The organism is Streptomyces sp. NPDC051064, from assembly GCF_044455985.1.
Classification (GTDB): Bacteria; Actinomycetota; Actinomycetes; order Streptomycetales; family Streptomycetaceae; genus Streptomyces.
In genome coordinates, this window is the sequence record NZ_JBITFK010000004.1 from 237,279 (window position 1) to 259,864 (window position 22,586).

Below are 22,586 nucleotides of genomic sequence, written 5' to 3' on the forward strand. Positions count from 1 at the left end.
GCTGGGACCCAGAGACCCGAGCCAGCACGTGCATACTCCAGTATGCTTGGGCTTATGTCCTCAACGACTCGCATCACCGTCACGCTCCCCAGCGACCAGGTGGCGGAACTCCGCAAGCTCACGGACAACGTCTCCGGCTATGTAGCGGAAGCCGTGGCCCGCCAGATCCGGCACCAGCTTCTCGGCGACGACCTTCGCCGCCACGAGGAAGAACACGGACACTTCAGCGACGAGGAACTCACCGAGGCCCGCGCGAAGATCTTCGGCTCCGCCGACTCCTCCAAGGACACGGACGCCGCGTGAGCGAGCGCATCGAAACCGTCGTCCTGGACTCGGAAGGGCTCTCCGCCTGGATCGCGCAGGACCGCAAGCTCCTCGCGATGCTGCAGGTCTTCCACGACATGGGAGCCGACCTGGTGATCGGGGCGAACACCATCGTGGAAGTCACCCACTCCCGTACCAACATGCCTCGCCTGAACTGGGCCCTGTCCCGTGTCAAGGTGGAGCCGGTCACCGAGCAGGCGGCGAAAGCGGCGGCTGCGCTCCTCAAAGGCGCCGGACTGCACGGGCACAAGTACGCCATCGACGCCACGGTCGCCGAGATCGCGCTCCGCCTGCCGAAACCCGTCGCACTGCTGACCTCCGACAGCGACGACATGACCAAGCTCTGCGGCAGCCAGGTCCGCATCATCCCTCTCCGACCCTCCAGCCCACCCGGAGCATGAACCTCAGCAGGTTCTGGTGCACTGCCGCCAGCCGTGCCCCATCCGTGCCCATCAGAGCGGACAACAACGGTCAGATACAGCTCCCAGGGGCCGAGGGCCATCCACCTGCCCACCGCGAAACCCCAGTACAGAGCCCCTCTATCAACCCAAGAACCGCTGATTCCCAAGCTCAGACCGCGAGTTCGATTCTCGTCACCCGCTCCACGAGCAAGCCCCAGGCCAGCGGCCGGGGGCTTCTTTGCCGCACCCTGGGGCTTCCCTCGGTCTTCACGGGCAGCTACGCACGAGGGCATCCAGCCAGCCTGGCGAACGCCACCGCAACGCTCAAGATGACGCCGCCCGATGCGGTTCGACCGATCTCCTGACGGTCTCGGCCTGAAGCCATCGGATCGCATAATCCGTGGAGCGGCGAAGCTTGGCTGACGAGTGCCCTACGCCGATAGCGAGTGCACCGAGGGCAACGCCTCCGGGACCCTGGCCGCAGACCACCACCACCCCGCCGGGGCCAGCACCCTGACAGCCGCCCCCGGAAGGGCCTCAAGGACAACGCAGGCAACGGCCCTCGATGCCCAGCCCCCCTCGGAGGCACAGTCCGCTCCACCGAGACATCGAGGCCCCCAAGCCACCTGCCGGCACCGCCAGGCCGAGAACGACCTTGGCTCGGCCACACCGGAATGACATTCTGTTCGCATACGCATTCTGCGAACACGGGTTCGCACGGGGGGATTTCGCACTATGGCCGTCACCGTGCCCGACTGGGCCGACACCATGCTCGACATCATCGGCATCAACTGGCCGAACGTCGACGAGGACGCCTACCGGGACATGGCCACCTCCCTGCGGGAGTTCGCAGATGACGTGGAGGACGACGGTTTCCTCGCCAACCAGCATGTGCAGCGCCTGCTGTCATCAGGCCACGGCGAGGCCCTCGATGCCCTCAACGGCCACTGGAGCAAGGTCAAGGACAAGCACATCAAGGACATCGCCGGCGCCGCCCGGACGATCGCGGGCGCTCTCGACAACGCGGCGATGGCGATCGAGGCCATGAAGTACGCGGCGATCGTCCACCTGGGGGTTCTGGCTGGCAAAGCAGGCATCTCCATGGCGCTGATACCCGTGACCGGTGGACTGTCCATGCTCATCGGCGGGGCCGCGATCGCAGTCGCCCAGCAGGCCATCCGCCGCGTCATCAAGGAGTGCCTGGAAGAGGTCGTCGGCTACATCGTCTCCGCGATGACCGAGCCCGCCGTCGCCGCACTGGAGAACATGGCCGCAGACCTGGTGGTGCAGATCGGCGCCAACGCGATGGGCCTCCAGAACGGCGTCGATATGAACCAGGTCGGCCAGTCGGGCAAGGAGGGCGTGGAGGGCGCCAAGGACTCCCTCCAGCTCGCTTCCGCAGGCGCGGGCCCCGGTCCCGCGTCCGGCAAGGGTCTGCATATCGAGCACTCGGAGCACGACCGCGCCGGCACGAAGCTGAACCTGGTCAGCATCGACATTCACGGGAAGACCGCGGGCAAGCTGGCCAATGCCAAGTCCCACCATGGCCGAACCCGGGGCAAGGACGACATCGCCGGCGCTCTGGACCCGGTGATCGACAAGGCGATGGCAGCCCTCGGCAAGGCGAACAAGGCGATGGGGGACCACCTCGGCGAGTCGTTGCCGAAGGCGGTCAAGGACATATCCACCATCCAGAAGAAGATCGACCTCGACATCAAGGACGGGATCGGCCCCCAGGACAAAGTTCGCCAGGAGGGCGGCAACACCCACCCTCGCCCCGAAACACGCCGGGACTCCACCCGCACCAAGCCGGACGCCCTGAACAACTCCAAGGACGAGGCCCGGCGCAACAGCATCTCGCTGGAGAAGAAGACCTGCGAGAACGACCCGGTGGACGTCGCCACTGGTGAGATGGCCCTGCCGCAGACCGACCTGTCGCTGCCGGGAGTACTTCCGCTCGTCCTCCGCCGCACACACCTCTCCGCCTACCGGTACGGCCAGTGGTTCGGCCGGAGTTGGGCGTCCACACTGGATGAGCGGATCGAGCTCGACGCGTATGGCGCCAGTGCGGTCTGGGCGCGCGAGGACGGCTCACTCCTCATCTACCCGCGGTTGCCACTGTCCGACGACACCGGCGGCGTCATGCCCGTGGAGGGCGCCCGGCTGCCCCTGCTGCACGGGGGCCAGCACAACGGGCAGACCACCTACCTCGTCACCGACCCGCACTCGGGCCTGACCCGTTCATTCCAGGGCGGCCCGTACAACGTGTCCCCGGCCTACTGGCTCAGGGAGATCGAGGACCGCAACCACAACCGCATCAGCATCGCCCGCCTCGGCGACGGCAGGCCAACGGTCATCGTCCACTCCGGGGGCTACCGGGTCACCGCGGTCATCGAGGACGCACGGGTGCGCGAACTGGCGCTGCGCACCCCTGACGGCCCGGTCACCGTCATGCGCTACGACTACGACCCTCAGGGCAACCTCGACAGCGTCATCAACTCCTCGGGGCTACCGCTGCGTTTCACGTACGACCCGGACGCCCGGATCACCTCCTGGACCGACCGCAACGACTCCATGTTCCGCTACGTGTACGACGACGTGGGCCGGGTCGTCCGCACGGTCGGCCCGGACGGCTACCTGTCGTCCACGTTCGCGTACGACACCCATCCCGAGACGGGCGACCGCGTCACCCGGTACACGGACTCCCTCGGCGCGGCCAAGGTCCACCACCTCAACGACCGGCTGCAGGCGATCGCGGAGACGGATCCGCTGGGCGGTGTCACCCACCGCACCTTCGACCGCTACGACCGGCTCCTCTCCCGGACGGATCCGCTCGGCCGGACCACCACCTACACCTACGACGATCGCGGAAATCCCACCCACATCGAGCACCCCGACGGGACTTCGGCCTCGGTCGAGTACAACGCGCTGAACCAGCTCGCCTCCGTCACCGGCCCGGACGGCGCCACGTCACGGCAGGAGTACGACGACCGGGGCAACCCGACTCTCTTCACCCGGCCGGACGGATCGACGACCCGCCTCACCCACGGGCCCAACGGCCACCTCACCGGAGTCGACGACTCCCTGGGCGTCCTGGACCGGCTGCGCTGCGACGCGGCGGGCCTCCCACTGGCGATCCGCGGCCCTCTCGGCACGGTCACCCGCTACACCCGCGACGCATTCGGGCGCGCGGTGAGAATCACCGACCCGCAGGGCCGCAGCACCGAGCTGGAATGGACCGTCGAAGGCAAGCTCGCCCGGCGGACGGACCCGGACGGCGCGCAGCAGTCCTGGACGTACGACGGCGAGGGCAACTGCCTCGTCCACACCGACGCGGCGGGCGGCGAAACCCGCTTCGAGTACACCCACTTCGATCTGGTCGCCGCCCGCACCACACCTGACGGGGTGCGCCAGGAGTTCACGCACGACACCGAGCTGCGCATCTCCCGTGTCACCAGCCCTCAGGGCCTGACCTGGGACTACACCTACGACTCGGCAGGCCGCCTCAGCTCGGAGAACGACTTCGACGGCCGCTCGCTCCGCTACACGCACGACGCCTGCGGGCAGCTCACCACTCGCACAAACGCTCTGGGACAGACAGTCCGCTACGAGCGCGACACGGCGGGCCGCGTCACCGCCAAGGACGCCGACGGCGCGGTCACGCGCTTCACCTACGACATCCAAGGCCGTCTCGCCTCGGCGACGGGTCCGGACACCGAGCTGACGTACGTCCGGGACAGCTCGGGCAGGGTCCTCCGTGAGACCTGTGACGGCCGCGAGCTGGCCAACACCTACGACGAGACCGGACGCCGCCTCAGTCGGGTCACCCCGTCCGGGGCAGTCAGCACCTGGTCCTTCCCGGCCGCCCTGCAGGCGGAGCTGAACACCTCGGGCCATCAGGTGGTCTTCGCCTTCGACGAGACGGGCCGCGAGACAACGCGCCGGATCGGCGACGCCCTGACCGTCGAGCACGCCTACGACCCCGCGGGCCGCTTGAGCAACCAGCGTGTCCGCGCATCGGGCGACCGGATCCTCCAGCGCCGTTCGTACACCTACCGCGCCGACGGCCACCTCACCTCGGTGGACGAGCTGACCGGCGGCCACAAGCGGCTGGAGGTTACCCCTGACGGCCGCGTCACGGGCGTCACCGCCGAGAACTGGTCCGAGCGGTACGTGTACGACGAAGCCGGAAACCAGACCACAGCGACCTGGCCTGGCGCGAACGACGCCACCGGCCCCCGCGAGTACGCCGGCACCCGCATCACCCGCGCGGGCCGCGTCAGGTACGAACACGACGCCCAAGGCCGTGTGGTTCTGCGCCAGAAGTCCCGTCTGTCCCGGAAGCCCGAGACCTGGCACTACGACTGGGACGCCGAGGACCGCCTGGTATCCGTCACCACACCGGACGGGACGCGCTGGCGCTACCGCTACGACGCCCTCGGCCGCCGCACCGCGAAACAGCGCCTGTCGCCGGACGGAACGACGGTCACCGAGGAGGTGACCTTCACCTGGGACGGAAACACTCTCTGCGAACAGACCACCACCACAGCTGGCTCCCCAGACACCGTCGCCCTCACCTGGGACCACGACGGGGTGAAGCCGGTCACCCAGGTGGAGCGCCGACTCCGGGACCGGGCGGAGGTCGACCGCCGCTTCTTCGCGATCGTCACCGACCTGATCGGCACGCCACGTGAACTCCTCGACGAACAGGGCGAGGTGGCATGGCACAACCGGGCTGCCCTGTGGGGAACAACCTCGTGGAACCGCGACGCTGACGCCTACACCCCGCTGCGCTTCCCGGGCCAGTACTTCGACCCCGAATCGGGCCTCCACTACAACCGCCACCGCCACTACGACCCCGAGTCGGGCCGTTACCTCTCCCCCGACCCGCTCGGCCTGGCCCCCGCCCCGAACGCGGTCACCTACGTCGACGATCCGACACGATGGATCGACCCGTTGGGGCTCGCAGGCTGCCCCCACCGGGGCGGGGAGCACCGGCACAGTGTGGTGCTGGGGGTGAACCAGGAGCCCGACAACGCCTCGAACTCACTGGCCGCGCATCTCCGCGCCAACGGCGATCCGGGAGCCCACACCTACAACGGGCCGAACTACGCCGGCGTCGAGGAGAGCGGGCCGATCTGGATGACGAACGTCATGGCTGCGGTGGGAGACCGCGGCACCACCTTGTCCATAACGCTTGACGGGATGCCCAACAGCAGAGGTGAGTACGGCAACTGGAACACCCCGGAGACTATCGTGGACGCCTTCCAAACCGCTGCCCGGAACGGACAGCCCTTCGGCACCGCACCCGGGAACTGGCCGAGTGAAGGTTTGGGGACGGCTTGGGAGATGAGCATCGTCGCACGCAATGTGCGCATGTACGAATCGGATGCCATGTTCAACGAACCCGAACCACTCGGACGCCCCTGGGAGGAAATACGCTGGTATTCAGGAAACGAGGAAATCACCGTCCCGAAACCAGACATTCCCGAGATACAGCCCCCGAAGCCCAGAAAGTAATGGTCTAACAAATGACCCAAAATGAAGCCCGTGCGCAGGCTGCGGAAATTGTTGCGAATAAATGGCAGTCTATCCTCGACTCCGGAGACAGCCTGATCGACCCCGCCATGCCCCGGGCAGCCTATGCGAGCCCTCGTCTGCGGGAACTATTTCCGACGGTCAGCCACGGCGCCCTGTACCTCAGCCGTTGCATTCGCTACCCGCGGCCACACGACGTGGGCAGCCTGTTCCCACGTGCCGGCGGCGGGTTCATGGTGGTCCGCCAGTCCGACGGCGCCGTCCTCGGGGAGCCCGACACGGTGGAGGAGGCAATCGCTCTGATCGTCGCCAACCTTCCGGCCGGATGCGGGCCTGCCATCGACGGAACGGCGCACGACCTGTAACCGGAGACTTTCGGCGCCCACTCGTAGGTGTTGAGGGCTAAGGGTCCATGAGGGGGTGGGCACGTCGGTCACCTGGCCACACACGACTGCCACCCGCTCGGCATGCTCGCAGGCTACCCTTCCCAAACGCCGCGCCCCATCCGTGCCCAGCGGAGCGGACAGCAGCGGTCAGGTGCCGCGCCCAGAGACCTCGCCGACCTCGTCCGGCCTGGGCAAACATGCAGGCCAGGGCCACTCCGACCGCCCGAGCACCGGTGATTCCCAAGCTCAGAACGCGAGTTCGATTCTCGTCACCCGCTCCGTGCAAAAGCCCCAGGCTGGCGGCCTGGGGCTTCTTTGTTGTCTGGACCACTTCAGGGGTCGCGCACCAGATCCGCACCACCTTGACCGTCATTCTTCCGAGCAGCAGGCGAGGTGGTGAAGGGGACGGCGGCCAGGGCGCAGACGGGCGTGCGGTCAGCCCGCGGCCGGTCCGGGCCGTAGTCCGCCTTGAATCCGCCCAGAGCGTCCGTGAGGTGGGCCAGCCAGCCGCTCGGGGAGTACGGCCGGGGCGGGTCGACCTCCATGCCCAGCTCCGCCACCGCGAGGGCGTAGTCGGATTCCTCCAGGGGGAGGGCGAGGAGTTCGTGCAGCTCACCCATGAGGCGAGCGACCCCGCGACCCCACCACCCAGGCGCCGTCCGTCATAAGCCCCAGGCGCTTTCTGGGCAAGACTCCGATGTTGTACGGCGGTGGTTGGCATCTGGCTCCTCCGCTTCCGGCTCCTGCTCAAGGCGTCCAGCGAAGGGCCTCATCGAAACAGTCGTGGCTACCGAATCACAGTGCGCCGCCCGGCGCCTGCCCGCAGCGCCCCTGCGTCGATGGCGGGTGCGATGATCGGGCCCGGCGTCTCACTTCGTCGCCCCGCATCGCGAAATCGCATGCACATGGGCTGCGCGTCACACACGGGTCAGGCCGTCCCTTTCGGACCTTGCCGGGACCGTCGTCGGCTTCTTCCGGCCGTTCCCGCTCCGGAGGGATGTTTCCTGCCCGGCCCGGGCGGTGGCCGAGCAGAGTACTCCGTATGACGACACCCGCTGAGCTGCTCCGCTCCTTCGCCCGCACCCGCGCCTCGCTCGACGGTGAGGAGGTCACGTACTGGTGGTCCGGAGACGTGTACTCCTGGGCCCCTGACGAGCCCTACCAGCGCGTCTTCGGCTTCGAAGGTCTCAACGTCTCCCGCCTGGTCCAGGACGCCGAAGCCGGCCCCGACGCCTACCGACTGCTCACCCGCGAGGCCGCCTTCTACCTGGACCCCGTCACCCGCGAGATCCTGGAGACCTGGCAGGACCTGCCGGTGGTGCACGTCTGGAACGACCCCGCGAACCAGAAGTGGCGCCCCTTCCCGATCCCGACGACCGAACTCGGCGGACAGGTCTGCTTCAGCCTCGAGATCCCGCTCGCCTACCCCTCGCCACTGCCGGTCGCCCAGTACCCCCTCCACTCGGCCGGCGACACCTACAAGGCCCTGGAGCTCTTCCAGTTCTTCGCCGACCGCACCGACCTGGCCGGCCCGGGGGCCGGCGTCCCGGCCACCATGTCGTGGACCCGCATGTCCCCGTGGCTCCCATGGATGGCCCGCGGACAGCGGCCCGGCGGCCTCACCTTCCACTGCCGGGGCCGCAAGCTCGGCTCGTACGCCGAGGCCCCCGAGCGCACCCGGGCCTACATCGCCGCCCACCACCCGGAGTTCGCCCACGCCCCGGAGAAGTGGAGCGAGCCGAACGAGACCAGCTGGACCTACTTCCGCAAGCTCAACCCCCCGCAATAGCCGTCGGCTAGGTCGGGCGCTGGTGAGCGTCGCGGGCTCCCGTCCCGACCACATCCGCCCCGGGCCGGGCCGAGCAGTCGCGCCCCCAGGGCGTCAAGGTCGTTCGTACAGTGGCGCGCTCCACCTTGACGCCCTGAACCACACTTACTCCCCGACGCGTGGGCCGAAAGCGCACGGGATGGGAGAGCGTCGGGGGAAGTGGAGGGTTACGGCCGCGGAAGGCGACGCACTCAGTCCTCCTGCGCCTCCTTCAAGGTGGACTGCAGGGCGAAGAAGGCGGGTTTGCGAGTGAAGTCACCGGTCATGACCGTCGCGGAGCCCTCCCCCTCGAAGAAGACCGGGACCCAGGAGTACTTGTCGGTGAAGCCCCAGATCGTGAAGGAGTTGCAGCCCTTCACAGCCAGGCACGCGGACAGCGCCTGCTGGTAGTAGTCGGCCTGCTTCTGCAGTTGCGCATCGGTGGGCTCGCCGCTCTCCGGCAGGTCCATACGCACGTCCAGCTCGGTGATGGCCGTCTCGAGGCCGAGCTCGTCGAACCGGCGCAGGCTTTCCTCAAGGCCGCCCGGGAAGCCGTAGCGGGTGCTCAGGTGCGCCTGCGAGGAGAAACCATGCACGGGCACACCCTGCTTGCGCAGGTCCTTGATGAGTTCGTAGTAGGCATCACTCTTGGCGTTGATGTCCTCGACGCCGTAGTCGTTGAAGAAGAGCTTCGCCTTCGGGTCGGCCTGGTGCGCCCAGCGGAACACGTCGGCGATGACGCCCGGCCCGAGCTCGCGGATCCAGATGTTCTCCTCGGTGCGCAGGTGACCCTCGCCGTCGAAGATCTCGTTGGCCACGTCCCACTGCTGGATACGGCCGGCGTAGCGGCCGACGACGGTGGTGATGTGCTTGCGCAGGATGGCGCGCAGCTCCTCGTCGGAGAAGTCTCCCTCCTCCAGCCAGGCCGGGTTCTGGCTGTGCCACAGGAGTGTGTGCCCGCGCACGACCTGGTTGTGACGGTCGGCGAAGTCGACGATGGCGTCCGCCATCTCGAAGTTGTAGCGGTTCTGCTCGGGGTGGATGTACTCCCACTTCATCTGATTCTCGGGGGAGACCGAGCTGAACTGCTGCCCCATTATCTTCCGGTACGTCTTGTCCGAGGTGAAGGGATCCGGGTAGTCCTGCTCCAGGTGGTGGCCGCCGCCTGCCACGGCGGTGCCGACGAAGAACCCATCGGGAGCGGCCTGGCGCAGCTGGTCGAACTTGGCGTTGGAGTGAGGCGCCGCCTGGTGGCCGCGCGACGGATCAGCCGTAGCCGAGGTCGCCACCAGCGGCAGCGTCAGGGCTGCCGTGGCGAACGCAACGGTGATGAAGCGGAGGTGTCTCATCAGAGAACTCTCATTTCCGTCGAGCTGTTCGAAAGTTTCGATAAAGTTTCCGAATGCGTGACGGACGCTATGAGCTCGTCGGCGCGGGCGTCAATACCCATGCAGAGTCGTAAGCCTGCCGAGCGAAGAACCTTCCGGCCTCCGGGCCGGCGGTGGAAGCGCGGCTGGGCGTGTGCGCGGACATGGGTCGATGGCGTACGCCGCCGCCACCCCTCGTGTCCATCCGTGCCCAGCGGAGCGGACAGCTCTCGGTGCCGAGCACCTGGTCACCGCGCCTGCGCTACTGACGTCAATGACGTCGGCACCCGCTGCTCGTCTTCGGTTCGGGCCGCCGGACGGGACGGCGGGCCCGCCCCGCAACGCCGGTCGGCGCAGGCTGCCGCAGGCCGATCAGGACACCTGCGCCGACGAGCAGTGCGCCGGCGACTTCTGCGACGCCCACCTCGCCGAGCCCGAGTGCGACCGTGGTGACCAGCGCGCCCACCGGGACGAGTCCGGCGAAGAGTCCCGCACGTGCGGCGCCCAGTCGGCGGAGCGCGTCGTACCAGAGGAAGAAGGCAGTGGCTGTGACGAGGACACCGAGGTAGCCGAAGGCGGCCGCTTCTGTGGGGGTGGGCAGGCGAAGGGCGCTCGCACCGTCCAGGGCGATGCTCGCGGCCAGCAGCATGGGCACGGCCAGGACCGCGGGATAGGCGGCGACTCTCATGGGGCCGAGTTTGGGCAGGAGCGGAAGAGCGAGCAGCGAGAAGGCGACCTCTCCGACGAGCGCTCCCAGCGACAGCAGCACCCCGTGCAGGCTGCCGCCGCCGAGCCCTGCGGCGACGGCAGCGCCCAGGGTCACGACAACCGCGGCGCCGACGGTGCGCGCGGCCGGCCGGCGGCGTTCCGTCAACGGCCCTACGAGTGCGAGGACGATGGGGATCGCTCCGACCACAGTGCCGATCATGGCGGGGCTCGCGTGCCGGGTGGCTTCGACCAGGAAGATGTTGAAGCCCGCCAGGCCGGTGGCGGCCAGCGCCAGAAGGAGCAGGAAGTCACGGAAGGTAAGGCCGGCGCGGGGTAAACGGCGGTGGCGTACCACGGCAAGGAGGATCGCCGCGGCGAGCGCGTAGCGCAGGGCCTGACCGCTGAGGACGGGGTAGTCGGCAATCGTCGCGGAGACGGCCGTCGAGGTGCCGACGAGGAGCATCGCGGCGGCGGCGCCCGCGGCCGGAACGGTGGAGGAACTCATGCCGCGTACTCCTTCGGCTGTGGGGTGGCGCCCGCGGGGCTGAGGACCTTACGGGTGACACGCTCGGCAATGGCGGCGACGAGAGTGCGCGGCCGGCGCGGCAGAAGATGCGCGGCCAGGGCATTGCCGAGTCCGGGGGTGACGTAGCCGCGGTCGCGGTCGAGTGCGCGCAGAGCGGCGCGTACCACCGGCTCCGGTGTGGTCATCGAACCGTTGACGGCCGCCTTGCGAGTGCCGATGGCGTCGAAGAAGGGGGTGTCGACCGGGCCGGGGCACAGAGTGAGTACGCGAATGCCGCGCCCGCGGTACTCCTGGCGCAGGGCGAGCCCGAAGTTCAGCACGAAGCCCTTGGCCGCGCTGTAGACGGCGAAGTACGGGGAGGGCTGGAAGCCCGCGGTGGAAGCGACGTTCACGACTGCGCCCGTGCCGCGCTCCAGCATGCCGGGGAGCAGTGCGTGGGTGAGAGCGACGAGCGCCACGACGTTGACCATCAGCTGGTCGTGGTCACGGTCCGCGGCGATGTCCTCGAAGCGACCGCACGTGCCGAATCCGGCGTTGTTGACCAGCAGGCCGACGCTCAGGCCGCGGTCCGCGAGACGGCCGGCGATCTGCCGGGCCGCGTCGGGCTCGGCGAGGTCCTGGACCAGGACGTGGGCGCGGACGTCGTGCTCCGCGGCGAGGCGCTCGGCGAGGGCGGTGAGCCTGTCCTCGGAACGCGCCACAAGGATCAGATCGTGTCCACGGGCGGCGAGCTGTGCGGCGAACTCCGCCCCGAGTCCGGATGAGGCACCGGTGATGAGCGCTGCGCTGTGCACGGGAAATCTCCTTCACTCGACGAGGAACTGAGACTGAAGAGTACTCACTCCCCGCATAACTGCAACAGGTTCGATGCAATTAATTCAGAGATGGGCCAGTGGTGTATCGTTTTGAAGCACAAGCAGATGAGCGGGAGGCGCCATGAGCGAGACAGCGGCACGACCGTTGCGGGCGGACGCGGAGCGCAGTGTGCGCGCGATCCTGGAGGCAGCCGAACGCGTGCTCTCCATGGATCCCGGCGCGTCGATGGAGCAGATCGCGACCGCGGCGGGGGTGGCCAGGACGACGATCCACCGCCGGTTCGCCCATCGACAGGCGCTGATCGAGGCGCTGGCTTCGTCCGCCGCCCGCCAACTCGCCCAAGCCGTGGAGGACGGCCGGCCGGACACCGCCCCTCCGCTGGTGGCACTGCACCGGATCACGGCCAACGTGCTCGAGGTGAAAGGCGCCTGGACATTCGCCCTGGAACTGCCGGCCGATCCCGGCAGCGAAGCGGCCGCACTCCACGAGGACATCGGCCGACGTTGCATCACAGTGCTGGAACGGGCCCGGGCGGACAAGCTCATCGACGAGGCAGCCGACCTCCACTGGGTACGGCGTGTCTACTACGCGCTCCTCGGAGAGTCCCTGCACGGAAGCCCGGACGACACCGGCATCGACACCGACACCCTCGCCGCCCGCATCATCGACACCCTGCTGCACGGCGCGGGCCCACGCACCTGAGGTCGCCACAGACCTGGGCGACTACCGCCCGAACACCGCCTCCGGACCACCACCGACACCCGCACGGCAGCAGTACTACCTCAACTCTCCGTGCCACAGCTGGATGAACGTCTCCATCACCCCGTCGACGGGGGCGGACCAGCTCACCCAGGCCATCGGTGCCATCAGCCACCACCAACTGGCCGGTGGTCAAGCCGCGATGCGGATTTTCTGCCGCACTGAGTGGGGCGTACTCCATCCGGCATCGGGCGCGATGACGGACGTCCTGGCCCCACGGGACTCGGTCGTCCGGGGACCCGCCTGTGACACGGCATCATGCAGGCATGATCACCATTCATCTGAAGTACGAGATCGACGCCGACAAGCTTGAGAGTTTCGAGGAGTACGGTCGTCGCTGGGTCCGGCTCGTCAACCGTTTCGGCGGGACGCACCACGGCTATTTCCTGCCGAGCGAGGGTGACAGCGACATCGCCTACGCCTTGTTCTCCTTCCCCGGTCTGGCCGCGTACGAGCAGTACCGCACGGACAGCGTTTCCGACCCGGAGTGCCAGGAAGCGTTCGAACTGGCCCGTGAGACCCGCTGCATCAAACGCTACGAGCGCCGTTTCCTCAGGCCGCTCGACGGCCTCTCCTAGGCAGCATCCCGCCGCGCGGCTGAGCACAGAGGAAGCCGCCTCCTGCCATGCGCAGGCAGTCCGGACGTGGGGGCGCGCCGACATCCCCGCCGCCGCCGACGCGCTGCCTCTGTTCCCGGCTGGCGCGCACAACCCTGCCCCGCCGACGGTGCGGTCAGAGCGGCCATGCAGCGCATCCACGTATCGCGGGAACACCGCGGCGCCTGCCACTTGGCGGCGGTACGCCTGTGCGGACTGAGTACCCGAACGGCAATGGTCATCAACCTCGGCGTCGAGCAGGCAACCCATTACGGCCGGCAGGAGCCGCATCCCGTCGCCGCAGCCCTGATCCCCCGGCGGCAGCGTGCCGAGCAGCTCACCGACGAGTTGCACCCCGATCCTTGGAACCGATGTCGCTGAGACAGAACCCGGACATGCTCCGGATCATTTCAAGAACGACTCAGCCCTAGTGTCGTCGGTGCAAGCAGGAAGCACCGCAACCGACAGCCGCTGGAGATCATGATGCGTTCGCGCCTCGCCGCCCGTTCCACTCGACTCGTCCTCGCCGCCGCGGCCGTGACGGCCCTCGCCGCCACCTCCACCGCCTGCAGTGCCGACGACGTCGAGGACACCAGCAGTTCCTCGGCTCCCTCCGCCGGCAGCGGCGGGAGCGGCAGCCCCTCCTCCGGCGACAGCCTCTCCACCAACGCGTCCGGTTCCAGCGGCTCCTCCGACTCCGGCGACTCCGGCGACTCCGATGACAAGACCGCCGACTCCGGCGACGGCGGGAAGAGCGGCTACGGGCAGTCCTGCGGCACCAACGACCTGGACTTCACGGTCACCTCGGAGTCCCAGGCCGGCGGCTACTACCTCGTCACCGCCAAGGCCAAGTCCGGTATCACCTGCTACCTGGACGTCAACACCCCCAGCGTGTCCTTCGGCTCCGGCGCCGACGGTGTCGCCTCCCCTGTCGGACAGGGCGGTGCAGGCCCCATCAAGCTCACCGGCTCCGCCGTCGCATACACCGGCATCAGCCCCAAGACCACCAACAGCGATGCCGGCAAGGAATTCGAGAACGTCATCATCGCCACCACCAACGACGATCCCGACCCTGCCGAACTCAAGCTCCCCGACACCGCCACCGTCGACAAGCCCATCGTCACCAACTGGGCCACCAGCCGCGCCGAGGCCGTCCCCGTCATCGTCTGACGAACCGGACCGGCACCGTCGACACAGCCCGGGCATTATCCGGAGCTTGCTGCGGCAGGCGGCCTGCGAGAAGCGCTGGTGCGCCTGGCGTGAGGGCGCATCGATCGGTCAACTGCGGCGCGAGTGGGCATTGCTCGCGGCGAGCCACCTGTGCTCGGCTCCCGCCTCGGCGCACGCTGTCCGAGCCCGCTGAGGACAAGCCCGTGAAGGCTGAGCTCGGCCGCGGTCGCTGATCGGCTGACTCCGTCCCGACCGGGCGGCCGCTGCGCATTTCGACGAATGCGCCGCGCCGTTCGGGTGACAACCCTTCGCGCCGTCCGTATCCGGCTTCCACCGGGGTCCATACCTGAGCCCATGGACAGGAATCTGCCGAGACGAACGGTGCGTGCCGCAGTGCGAGCAGAGAATTTCGGATCCCGTCGGCATCGTGTTGTCGCCGGATGGTGTGCCCTGCTGCTCCTGGTTCTGGCTTCGGGCGCGGCAGCCCATGCGGCCGCGTCGCCCGACGACGGCGGTCCCGACCGGCTCGACCCGCGGATCACGGAGATCATGCGGAAGCCGGACTACCCCAACGCCCAGTGGGGGCTGCTCCAGCAGGACCCGGACAGCGGGCGGGTCGTCCACAGCCGGTTCGCCGAGCAGCTCTTCATCCCCGGGTCCGTCGCCAAGCTGTTCGGGACCTCCGGGGCCTGGAACACCCTCGGCGGCGACCACCGCTTCAGGACTCCGGTCTACGCGGTCGGCGAGCGCCGCGGAAGCACGCTGGACGGCGATCTCGGCCTCGTCGCGCAGGGTGACCTCACCATGGGCGGCAGGACCCGTCCCGACGGCACGGTCGACTACACCGACCTCGACCACACGTACGCCAATGACTTCCCCGGCGCCACGCTCACGCCCGAGGACCCGCTCGCCGGGATCAAGCAGATCGCGCAGCAGGTGCGGCGTTCCGGCATCACCCGCGTCGAGGGGAACGTGATCGTCGACAACCGGCTGTTCCAGCCTGAGCCGGTCTTCGTCCCCGTCCCCACCCCGCTGATCATCAACGACAATCTCATCGACCTGCTGGCCACCCCCGGCGCCCGCGCCGGTACGCCCGCACAACTGGACTGGCGGCCGAAAGTCGCCCCCTACCGCGTGACGTCGACCGTGCGGACGGTGGCGGCCGGTGGGCCGACCGATATCGAGGTGACGACCTCCGACAACGGAACCCGGATCCAGCTGTCCGGAACCATCGCGGCCGACTCCGAGCCGGCTCTCAAGGTGTCGCCCATCGCCGATCCGGCGGCCTTCGGACGCACCGCGCTGATCGAGGCACTGGGGCGGGCCGGGGTGAAGGTGACCGCGAATCCGACCGGCGCCAACCCGGTCGGCCGGCTCCCCGGCTCGTACGAGGGCCGACCGCGCGTGGCGCTGTACACCTCCCCGCCGTACGCCCAGTACGCCAAGCTCATCTTCAAGGTCAGCCACAACCTGGGCGGCAACCTGGCCATCTGTCTGATGGCGGTCGCGGCCGGCAGCAAGGACTGCATGGACGGCTTCCCGGTGCTGGCCGACTTCCTGGAACGCGCGGACGTCGACCGCGAGCAGGTCCAGCTCCTGGACGGCCGTGGCGGAAACCCCGTCGACCGGACCACACCCAAGGCCGTGGTGCAGTTGCTGACGTACTGGCATCGCACCCCCGAGGCGGATGTCTTCCGGAACGCGCTGCCCATCCTCGGCGTCGACGGCCTGCTGGCCGACAACTGCACCGACTGCCCCGCGCGCGGAAAAGTGTTCGCCAAGACCGGCGCCGCAGTGGGGCTGGACGCACTCAACAACCGCCTGGCCGTCAACGCCATCACGATCGCCGGCTACCTGGACAAGGGCAACGGCCGCTTCGACGTCTTCTTCGCGGGCGTGAACGGCGCCTCCACCCCGACAACTGACGTCAACGGTGTGCTGGACATCGCCGATGACCTGGCCATGGTCTCCGCGTACCTGCAGGAGGCGGCGGCGCGGCGAGAAGACTGAAAGCACTGCGACGCGGCCGGTTGAGGAGATCGCACACCACGCGGTTCAAGCGGCTGTAGCACCCGCAGGACGGTGTTGCAGTCGCTCGGCTTGCCTGTCCCGGTGACAGCCGGAGCCCTCTGGTTCGACTCTCATCATCCGCTCCACGACGAAGGCCCAGGTCGATGAACTGGGCCTTTCTGCCTGCCTGGAGTCGGGCCACGGCGGCCTCAGCAACGGTCGTCACCTTTCAACGTGGATCGAAGGACCAGATCAGCCCGACCTCCGCGTCGGACACCCACAGGAGCCGCCGTCTCTCCCCCCGGATGACCGAGGCGACATCGTGCAGTGATCCGGTGTGCGCCCTCGGCGTCGGCGATGAAGTCGGCCGGCCTGGCGCCGAGACGTGCAGGTCGCAACGCCCGCGCCTGAAAACCGATCGGCCGCGCCGGGAACAGCCGGCACGGCCGGCACGGTTGCAACCGGGGAACCGGCGCCGCACGGGCGGGGAGCACGGGGACCGCAAGGTCACCCGCCCTACCAGGACCCGGGCCCCAGGATCGCGGTACGCCCGCCGCGCACTCGGACCAACACGTAGTTCTGCAGGAGGACTGTTTCCATGACTGACCGGCCCTTGACGCTCATGGCGGTACACGCTCACCCCGACGACGAAGCCACCGGAACGGGAGGGGTTCTCGCGCGGTACGCGGCGGAGGGCATCCGCACGGTTCTCGTGACCTGTACCGACGGCGGTTGCGGTGACGGACCGGGAGGTGCCAAGCCAGGCGAACCCGGGCACGATCCCGCTGCCGTCGCCTCCATGCGCCGTCAAGAACTCGAGGCGAGTTGTGACGTGCTGAAGGTCAGCGACCTGGAGATGCTGGACTACGCAGACTCCGGGATGATGGGCTGGCCGAGCAACGACGCCCCCGGATCCTTCTGGCAGACCCCCGTGGAGGAAGGCGCCGCCCGGCTTGCGGAACTCATGCGGCACTACCGGCCCGATGTGGTCGTCACCTACGACGAGAACGGCTTCTACGGCCACCCCGACCACATCCAGGCCCACCGCATCACGATGGCGGCGCTGGAGATGACCGCGCTGACACCGAAGGTGTACTGGACGACGATGCCCCGCTCGATGATGCAGCGGTTCGGGGAGACCATGCGCGAGTTCCATGAGGACGCGCCGGAGCCGGATCCTGCCGAGGAGGCCGCGATGGCCGAGATCGGCCTCCCCGACGACGAGATCACCACCTGGGTGGACACCACCGCATTCAGCGGTCAGAAGTTCGATGCGCTGGCCGCGCACGCCAGTCAGGGCGAGAACATCTTCTTCCTCAAGATGGGCAAGGAGAGGTTCGGCGAGCTGATGGGCATGGAGACCTTCGTACGCGTCAAGGACGCCACCGGTGCGGCCGTACCCGAGAACGATCTCTTCGCCGGACTGCGCTGACCGCCCGAAGTCGGGGTGGTCGTCGCCGTGGCGGGTGTTCGTGAGGAACTGCGAGCCGTCCGGGAGGCGCGAAAGGATCACCTGTGCGTGTGCCTCCATGCCCGGCCTGCGGTCGGCGAAGCCGTCCTGCCGCGGTACGTCCATGGCGCCACTGCGCAGCCCCGGCCTCGTCCGTCGGCGGAATCCCGAGCAAGGGACGAGGAACTGGAGGAGAACCGAACGGCGCAGCGTGACGTCTGGGGCAGGACGGCCGGCGTGACGTCCGGCGCAGGAAGCCCGGTCGTCGACGGAGCCCGGGGACCGCCCGAAAGGCAGGTGCGGCATGTTCGTCCTGATGATGTACGGCGCCATGATCGCCGCACCGCTCTGGGCCGTTGCGGTCGTGGTGAAGCTGGTCTCGGTCGTCCTCCCCGGCCGCCGTCCGGACTGGGCCAGGGACCTGCTGCTCTGGAGCGCGGGAATGACGGCTGCCGCAGCCGTCATCGCGTACACGATCGGGCTCGGCTCGGTCCAGTGGGACGCGAGCGAAGCCGAGTCCGGCGCGGGGTCCTCCCCCGCCGCTCCCTGCCGCTCCCTCCCGCCCGCCACCCTCGATGGACTCACGGGGCACGAACCGTCCTACTTCCCGCTGGGCTTCGACTGTCTGCTGGACGGCGGTCGTGTCGTCGCGGCCGACGGCCCCTACAGCCTGCTGAACTTCCTGACCGTCGCCTTCGCCCTGGCAGCGGTGGTGTCGCTGCTCGCGGTGGGGGCTCTGGACGAGTACCGGGCGCGGGCGGAGACGAAGGCGGGGCGGGCGGCTGACCCGCGGGGGGCGCCCTGGTCGATGGGCCAGCCATGAAGGGGAGCCGGCCCTACGTCAGGTCCTTCCGCATCAGCGTGCACACGGTCTCGTACCGGCGCGGGGATCCGTCCGGCGTCTCCACGTCCCAGGAGTCCGGCCGGCTGCCGCAGGCCACGTAACCCAGGCGTTCGTACAGCGCCCGGGCGCGTGGGTTGCTCTCCTGCCGGGAGCACCCCGAGCTGCCACAGCGTGCCGGCGCCGGCCGCGGCCTGATAGTCGACGCCGCCGATCGCCACCGGAAGACAGGCCGGCAGGTCGGCGGACGTCAGAGCACGTACGAGGACGGGGACGACGACCTCGGCCGCACCGGCCGGCGAGAGGCTCATGCGCCCCATCCCAGCAGTCCGATGCCGTTCCGCACAGTGGATTTCGGCGCTGAGCACGAACGCCCCGGCCGTGCGTGCCGCTTCGTGCCGGTCGGACGAACGGGTCAGCCCTACGTCATAGTTCTGATCACGGGCCCGCCCTGGCCCGGTCTCCATGGACAGCCCGACCATTCCTTCCGCGAGGTGCACGTGATCGATCGTCCGCAGCCGGCCACAGAGTTCGAGATCCGCGCCGCCGACACGGATGACAGGGCTGAAGTCGAGCGACTCTACGAGATCTGTGTGCGCACGGCGGCGGGGGGCGAGGACGCGACCGAGCTGTTCGAGGACGCCCGCCTGCCGGGGGAGATCTTCGTCGGCCCCTACCTGCGGTACGCGCCCGATCTCGCCTGGGTTCTCGCCCAGGCGGACCAGCCCGCCTCGGGGTACGTCCTCGGCGTCGCCGACACCGCCTCGTTCGAGCAGACCCTGGAACGGGAGTGGTGGCCCGCCCTTCGGGACCGCTACGACGGGGAAGCGATCCGTGAGGGTACGGCGGATGCCCGGTCCTGGGAGTGGATCACCCGTCCCCGGACCGCCCCGGCCGAATTGGCGTCCGCGTACCCGGCCCACCTGCACATCGATCTTCTGCCCGAGGCTCAGGGTGGCGGCAACGGCTCCCGTCTGATCCGCACCCTGCTCGGTGCGTTGCGCGCGCAAGGCGTTCGCGGTGTCCACCTCGGAGTGGGGAAGGCGAACGCCCGCGCGATCGGGTTCTACCGCCACCTGGGCTTCGAGCAACTCACCGAGGAGCCCGGCTCGCTCACTCTGGGAATGGACCTCCGCGACTGACCCGCCCGGGCAGCCCCCGGGGAGCCCCCCTGTTTCGGAGAGGTGCGCCGCCCCCGGAGCGCGCTCTACTGCCAGGTCGCGGTGTCGGGGTCGATGCCGTGGGCGCGGGCGGAGGCATCGACGATGCTGCGGAACCATGTGGCGAGGCCGGTGCGGACGCCGTCGTAGTGGGCGGCGAATCCCGGATCGGCCTCATACACGCGGCCGAGGCAGACCTGCATCTGTCGGGTGAGGGGGAAGTACGAGGCGAAGACCTCGCGGTGCCGCTCGACGAGTTGGTTCGCTTCCGGACTCCCCGGTGTGACGCCCGCGTCCATCGCGTCTCCGAGGGCCCGGTCGAGGCCCGCCACGGCCTCGGCGACGGCTTTCCATTCCTCCGGGCCGCGGGAGGCCGAGCGTTCGGCGTACTGCAGCCACTGCGTCGTGTCCCCGTAACGCCGGCGGGCTTCGGCGGGCCAGTCCGGGTCCCATGTGGGGCCGAAGACCGCGGCCTGCTGTTCGGCGGTCAGCAGCAGGCCGCGTTCGTGGGCGTCGATCATCCGGTCCAGTCCGGCGCTGAGCCGCTGGAGACGCTCGATCCGTTCAGCGACCTGGGTGCGCTGCGCGCGCAACGCACCGGGCACGTCGGCGGTCGAGTCGTCCAGGACGGCCCGAATTCTGTCCAGGCCGAGGCCGATCTCCCGGTAGACGACGATGCGGTGCAGACGTTCCAGGTCAGCGGCGGTGTAGACCCGGTATCCGGCAGCCGTACGCAGCGACGGGCGCGCCAGACCGATCTCGTCCCAGTGGTGCAGTGCACGGACCGTCACGCCCAGACGCGCCGAGACCTGTCCGACGGTCAGGTCGTCATCCGTGTCGTCAGGCATGCTCCTCATTGTCGCCGGGGCCGGTGGCGGGTGGGGTGATCCCGACGGCTGCAAGGTTCCGCGCCTCCTCGCTGTCCGGGTCGAAGGGCTTCGCCGCGGTGAGGATGATCCTTGCGTTCTCGGGGGTGGTCACCGCCACGTCGCGGGTGTTCCAGGGAGTGTCCCGTGGGCCCTCGACGGAGTCCGGGCGCAACGCACGGCAGGCCTCGACGAGGGAGTCGACCTGGCTGAGCACGCAGGCGAAGCTGAAGCTGACCGCCGGCGCCTGCTCCGGAACACCGGGTGCCGGGACGAGGAGTACGTCCTGGAACGCCCACCGGCGCAGATGCACCACCTGGCCGGGGATGCTGAACAGCTCGATGAACCCGAGCCCACGAATCCAGAAGTCCACGGACGCCGCCAGATCGGTCGTGGGGATCGTCACGAACGCCGGCATCCCGTAGATGCCACGGAACGGCTCCGGCGGAACCGCCTCCGGGCCGGGACCGGGCACGGGGCTCATCTCGAACGCGTCGTAGTAGTCGCTCATGCACCCCACGGTGCGGCCTCACGCGACGTGAGGGTCAAGCCCGACCGTGGATCTCGTCCTGCCGACGATGCGGCCGAGGCCGTGGCCGGGCGGTCGGCCCGGCGGCACTCATGTCGATGCCCGTGACCTGCACGGTGGAGCCGAAGCGGTTCCGGCCCACAAGGGGCACGCGAGTACGGTCGCCGGTGAAGCAACGACCAGGCTTCGGACGACGGGGCGTTGCATGGGACGTTTCATGGGATGCATTTCGTTCAGCCGTCCCGGTGTGTGGAGCAGCCGTCCGGCAGCCCGCCTGGAGGCTGGAGCGACGGCCGGTCGAGAGGGCACTGCCCTCTCGACGTGGCTCCGAAGGACCTCGCGGGACAGGGTCCGAAGAGGCGGTACGGCCGCGCCCGAACAGGCCGTACGGAGACGCTTGCTGACTACTCGGGATCCAGGTATGGATGTCAGCGAGGTCGAGCCTCACTCACCGCACGGGGAAGCCGAAGGAGTATCCCTGCTCCTTCAGCCAGGGCAGCACCTCGCGCAGAGCCGCCACGGTCTGGGAGCGGTCCCCTCCCGCGTCGTGGAAGAGGACGGTCGGGCCGTTGGAGATCTCCCTCTTCACGGTGGCGACCATGGTGTCCGCGCCGGGAAGCTCGAAGTCCTTGGAATCGACGTTCCAGCCGAGCGGCCGCATCCCCCGGGACGCGGCGAGCTTCCGGCTGTACGGGGTGAAAGCGCCGCCCGGGGCCCGGTAGTACTGGGGCCGTACGCCTCCGGAGGCCTCGGTGATCATGCGTTCGGCATCGAGGATCTGCTGCGACTGGAACGCCTCGGACCGGGTGTCCATCGTGGTGTCGTGCGCGACCGTGTGGTCGCACAGCCGGTGCCCGGCCGCCACGACCTTCTTGACCAGGTCCGGGTACGCCTTGGCCTGCGTGCCCACCATGCAGAACGTGGCCTTCACGCCGTTGTCCTCCAGCAGTTGCAGGACCTGCGGCGTCCAGACCGGGTCCGGCCCGTCGTCGATGGTGATGTTGACGCCCCGGGCGCCGCGGTCGGAGGCGTGTGCGATGTCGGCCGCCACCTTGGCCACCGGCGCCGAGACATGCCCTTGCGGCTTCCGCGCTCCGGCGGGGTCGGCCTGCGCGGTCCACATCGAGGCGGCGGCGGCCACCACCGTCACCCCGAGACCTGCGGCGAGGAGCCGGCCGTGCCATCCCTTTCCCTTGTGCCTTGCCATGTCCGACCGCCCCTTTGCTGCTTCCGCCGATGCCGTGCCCCCATCAAGTCACACGAACGCCCTGGCCAGGCACCCCTGTTACCGATCACGGACGAACCCGCAGGGGGCCGGCGACAAACGCAGGG

19 protein-coding genes and 2 pseudogenes are annotated in these 22,586 nt (G+C 68.9%); 13 read left to right on the forward strand and 8 right to left on the reverse strand.

Annotated elements, in window-relative coordinates; genetic code table 11:
- Positions 1-54: 54 nt before the first annotated feature.
- From ACIBCU_RS16000 to ACIBCU_RS16015, 4 genes are all read left to right on the forward strand, one after another.
- Positions 55-303, forward strand: coding sequence for a type II toxin-antitoxin system CcdA family antitoxin (locus tag ACIBCU_RS16000; protein WP_362943423.1), 249 nt, complete (start codon positions 55-57; stop codon positions 301-303).
- The gene (locus ACIBCU_RS16005) at positions 300-725 is read left to right on the forward strand and encodes a DNA-binding protein (protein WP_399231896.1); all 426 of its coding nucleotides are present in this window, start codon (positions 300-302) and stop codon (positions 723-725) included. Before ACIBCU_RS16000 ends, ACIBCU_RS16005 begins: the two co-directional genes overlap by 4 nt.
- 735 nt (positions 726-1,460) lie before the next feature.
- A complete protein-coding gene (locus ACIBCU_RS16010; RefSeq protein ID WP_399231898.1) occupies positions 1,461-6,245 on the forward strand; it encodes a DUF6531 domain-containing protein in 4,785 nt (1,594 codons plus the stop codon).
- 11 nt (positions 6,246-6,256) lie between these two features.
- Positions 6,257-6,628, forward strand: a complete 372-nt coding sequence (locus ACIBCU_RS16015) for a DUF6193 family natural product biosynthesis protein (protein WP_362943432.1) — start codon at positions 6,257-6,259, stop codon at positions 6,626-6,628.
- 476 nt (positions 6,629-7,104) lie between these two features.
- Here the strand turns inward: ACIBCU_RS16015 and ACIBCU_RS16020 are convergent.
- Positions 7,105-7,281, reverse strand: a pseudogene (locus ACIBCU_RS16020) (contact-dependent growth inhibition system immunity protein); the annotation flags it as partial.
- Between the two features lie 410 nt (positions 7,282-7,691).
- Here ACIBCU_RS16020 and ACIBCU_RS16025 point away from each other — a divergent pair.
- Positions 7,692-8,438, forward strand: coding sequence for a DUF1838 family protein (locus ACIBCU_RS16025; protein ID WP_399231900.1), 747 nt, complete (start codon positions 7,692-7,694; stop codon positions 8,436-8,438).
- A gap of 230 nt (positions 8,439-8,668) precedes the next feature.
- On the opposite strand, the gene ACIBCU_RS16030 is transcribed toward ACIBCU_RS16025, so the two are convergent.
- From ACIBCU_RS16030 to ACIBCU_RS16040, 3 genes are all read right to left on the reverse strand, one after another.
- Complete coding sequence (locus tag ACIBCU_RS16030; RefSeq protein ID WP_362927392.1) at positions 8,669-9,805, reverse strand: endo-1,4-beta-xylanase; 1,137 nt, start codon at positions 9,803-9,805, stop codon at positions 8,669-8,671.
- A 289-nt stretch (positions 9,806-10,094) separates the two neighbouring features.
- Complete coding sequence (locus ACIBCU_RS16035) at positions 10,095-11,036, reverse strand: DMT family transporter (protein WP_399231902.1); 942 nt, start codon at positions 11,034-11,036, stop codon at positions 10,095-10,097.
- Positions 11,033-11,851: an SDR family NAD(P)-dependent oxidoreductase gene (locus ACIBCU_RS16040; protein WP_399231904.1), complete on the reverse strand. Its 819-nt coding sequence runs from the start codon at positions 11,849-11,851 to the stop codon at positions 11,033-11,035. Before ACIBCU_RS16040 ends, ACIBCU_RS16035 begins: the two co-directional genes overlap by 4 nt.
- Positions 11,852-11,993: 142 nt before the next feature.
- Here ACIBCU_RS16040 and ACIBCU_RS16045 point away from each other — a divergent pair, with 142 nt between their 5' ends.
- The 7 genes from ACIBCU_RS16045 to ACIBCU_RS16075 all read left to right on the forward strand — a co-directional run bounded on the left by ACIBCU_RS16045 (position 11,994) and on the right by ACIBCU_RS16075 (position 18,681).
- Positions 11,994-12,575, forward strand: coding sequence for a helix-turn-helix domain-containing protein (locus ACIBCU_RS16045; RefSeq protein ID WP_362927395.1), 582 nt, complete (start codon positions 11,994-11,996; stop codon positions 12,573-12,575).
- A gap of 323 nt (positions 12,576-12,898) precedes the next feature.
- Complete coding sequence (locus tag ACIBCU_RS16050) at positions 12,899-13,210, forward strand: NIPSNAP family protein (RefSeq protein ID WP_362927396.1); 312 nt, start codon at positions 12,899-12,901, stop codon at positions 13,208-13,210.
- 66 nt (positions 13,211-13,276) lie between these two features.
- Positions 13,277-13,609, forward strand: coding sequence for a hypothetical protein (locus ACIBCU_RS16055; RefSeq protein WP_399231907.1), 333 nt, complete (start codon positions 13,277-13,279; stop codon positions 13,607-13,609).
- 102 nt (positions 13,610-13,711) lie between these two features.
- On the forward strand, positions 13,712-14,398 hold the full coding sequence (locus ACIBCU_RS16060; protein WP_399232318.1) for a hypothetical protein: 687 nt from the start codon (positions 13,712-13,714) through the stop codon (positions 14,396-14,398).
- 393 nt (positions 14,399-14,791) lie between these two features.
- Positions 14,792-16,408 carry a D-alanyl-D-alanine carboxypeptidase/D-alanyl-D-alanine-endopeptidase gene (dacB, locus tag ACIBCU_RS16065; RefSeq protein WP_399231909.1) on the forward strand — a complete coding sequence of 539 codons (1,617 nt, stop codon included), beginning with the start codon at positions 14,792-14,794 and terminating at the stop codon, positions 16,406-16,408.
- Positions 16,409-17,006: 598 nt separating this feature from the next.
- Entirely contained in the window at positions 17,007-17,840 is an 834-nt protein-coding gene (locus ACIBCU_RS16070) for a PIG-L family deacetylase (RefSeq protein WP_362927399.1), read from the forward strand.
- A 322-nt stretch (positions 17,841-18,162) separates the two neighbouring features.
- Entirely contained in the window at positions 18,163-18,681 is a 519-nt protein-coding gene (locus tag ACIBCU_RS16075) for a hypothetical protein (RefSeq protein ID WP_399231911.1), read from the forward strand.
- Between the two features lie 13 nt (positions 18,682-18,694).
- Here ACIBCU_RS16075 and ACIBCU_RS16080 read toward each other — a convergent pair.
- Positions 18,695-18,935 (reverse strand): annotated as a pseudogene (locus tag ACIBCU_RS16080) (GNAT family N-acetyltransferase); the annotation flags it as partial.
- 264 nt (positions 18,936-19,199) lie between these two features.
- Here ACIBCU_RS16080 and ACIBCU_RS16085 point away from each other — a divergent pair.
- Complete coding sequence (locus ACIBCU_RS16085) at positions 19,200-19,841, forward strand: GNAT family N-acetyltransferase (RefSeq protein WP_399231913.1); 642 nt, start codon at positions 19,200-19,202, stop codon at positions 19,839-19,841.
- Positions 19,842-19,906: 65 nt separating this feature from the next.
- Here ACIBCU_RS16085 and ACIBCU_RS16090 read toward each other — a convergent pair whose 3' ends face one another.
- The 3 genes from ACIBCU_RS16090 to ACIBCU_RS16100 form a co-directional block, all read right to left on the reverse strand.
- A complete protein-coding gene (locus ACIBCU_RS16090; protein WP_399231915.1) occupies positions 19,907-20,707 on the reverse strand; it encodes a MerR family transcriptional regulator in 801 nt (266 codons plus the stop codon).
- Positions 20,700-21,236, reverse strand: a complete 537-nt coding sequence (locus ACIBCU_RS16095) for a VOC family protein (RefSeq protein WP_362927403.1) — start codon at positions 21,234-21,236, stop codon at positions 20,700-20,702. The genes ACIBCU_RS16090 and ACIBCU_RS16095 overlap by 8 nt, the downstream gene beginning before the upstream one ends.
- A 466-nt stretch (positions 21,237-21,702) precedes the next feature.
- Positions 21,703-22,461 (reverse strand): polysaccharide deacetylase family protein, encoded by a 759-nt coding sequence (locus ACIBCU_RS16100; RefSeq protein WP_362927404.1) that lies wholly within the window; start codon positions 22,459-22,461, stop codon positions 21,703-21,705.
- Positions 22,462-22,586 lie beyond the last annotated feature (125 nt).

Bases quoted from the DNA above. Each gene is read 5' to 3' on its own strand.
- ACIBCU_RS16000 (WP_362943423.1), top strand. From the start codon at position 55: ATGTCCTCAACGACTCGCATCACCGTCACGCTCCCCAGCGACCAGGTG.
- ACIBCU_RS16010 (WP_399231898.1), top strand. From the start codon at position 1,461: ATGGCCGTCACCGTGCCCGACTGGGCCGACACCATGCTCGACATCATC.
- ACIBCU_RS16015 (WP_362943432.1), top strand. From the start codon at position 6,257: ATGACCCAAAATGAAGCCCGTGCGCAGGCTGCGGAAATTGTTGCGAAT.
- ACIBCU_RS16025 (WP_399231900.1), top strand. From the start codon at position 7,692: ATGACGACACCCGCTGAGCTGCTCCGCTCCTTCGCCCGCACCCGCGCC.
- ACIBCU_RS16030 (WP_362927392.1), bottom strand. From the start codon at position 9,805: ATGAGACACCTCCGCTTCATCACCGTTGCGTTCGCCACGGCAGCCCTG.
- ACIBCU_RS16035 (WP_399231902.1), bottom strand. From the start codon at position 11,036: ATGAGTTCCTCCACCGTTCCGGCCGCGGGCGCCGCCGCCGCGATGCTC.
- ACIBCU_RS16045 (WP_362927395.1), top strand. From the start codon at position 11,994: ATGAGCGAGACAGCGGCACGACCGTTGCGGGCGGACGCGGAGCGCAGT.
- ACIBCU_RS16050 (WP_362927396.1), top strand. From the start codon at position 12,899: ATGATCACCATTCATCTGAAGTACGAGATCGACGCCGACAAGCTTGAG.
- ACIBCU_RS16060 (WP_399232318.1), top strand. From the start codon at position 13,712: ATGCGTTCGCGCCTCGCCGCCCGTTCCACTCGACTCGTCCTCGCCGCC.
- ACIBCU_RS16070 (WP_362927399.1), top strand. From the start codon at position 17,007: ATGACTGACCGGCCCTTGACGCTCATGGCGGTACACGCTCACCCCGAC.
- ACIBCU_RS16075 (WP_399231911.1), top strand. From the start codon at position 18,163: ATGTTCGTCCTGATGATGTACGGCGCCATGATCGCCGCACCGCTCTGG.
- ACIBCU_RS16090 (WP_399231915.1), bottom strand. From the start codon at position 20,707: ATGCCTGACGACACGGATGACGACCTGACCGTCGGACAGGTCTCGGCG.
- ACIBCU_RS16095 (WP_362927403.1), bottom strand. From the start codon at position 21,236: ATGAGCGACTACTACGACGCGTTCGAGATGAGCCCCGTGCCCGGTCCC.
- ACIBCU_RS16100 (WP_362927404.1), bottom strand. From the start codon at position 22,461: ATGGCAAGGCACAAGGGAAAGGGATGGCACGGCCGGCTCCTCGCCGCA.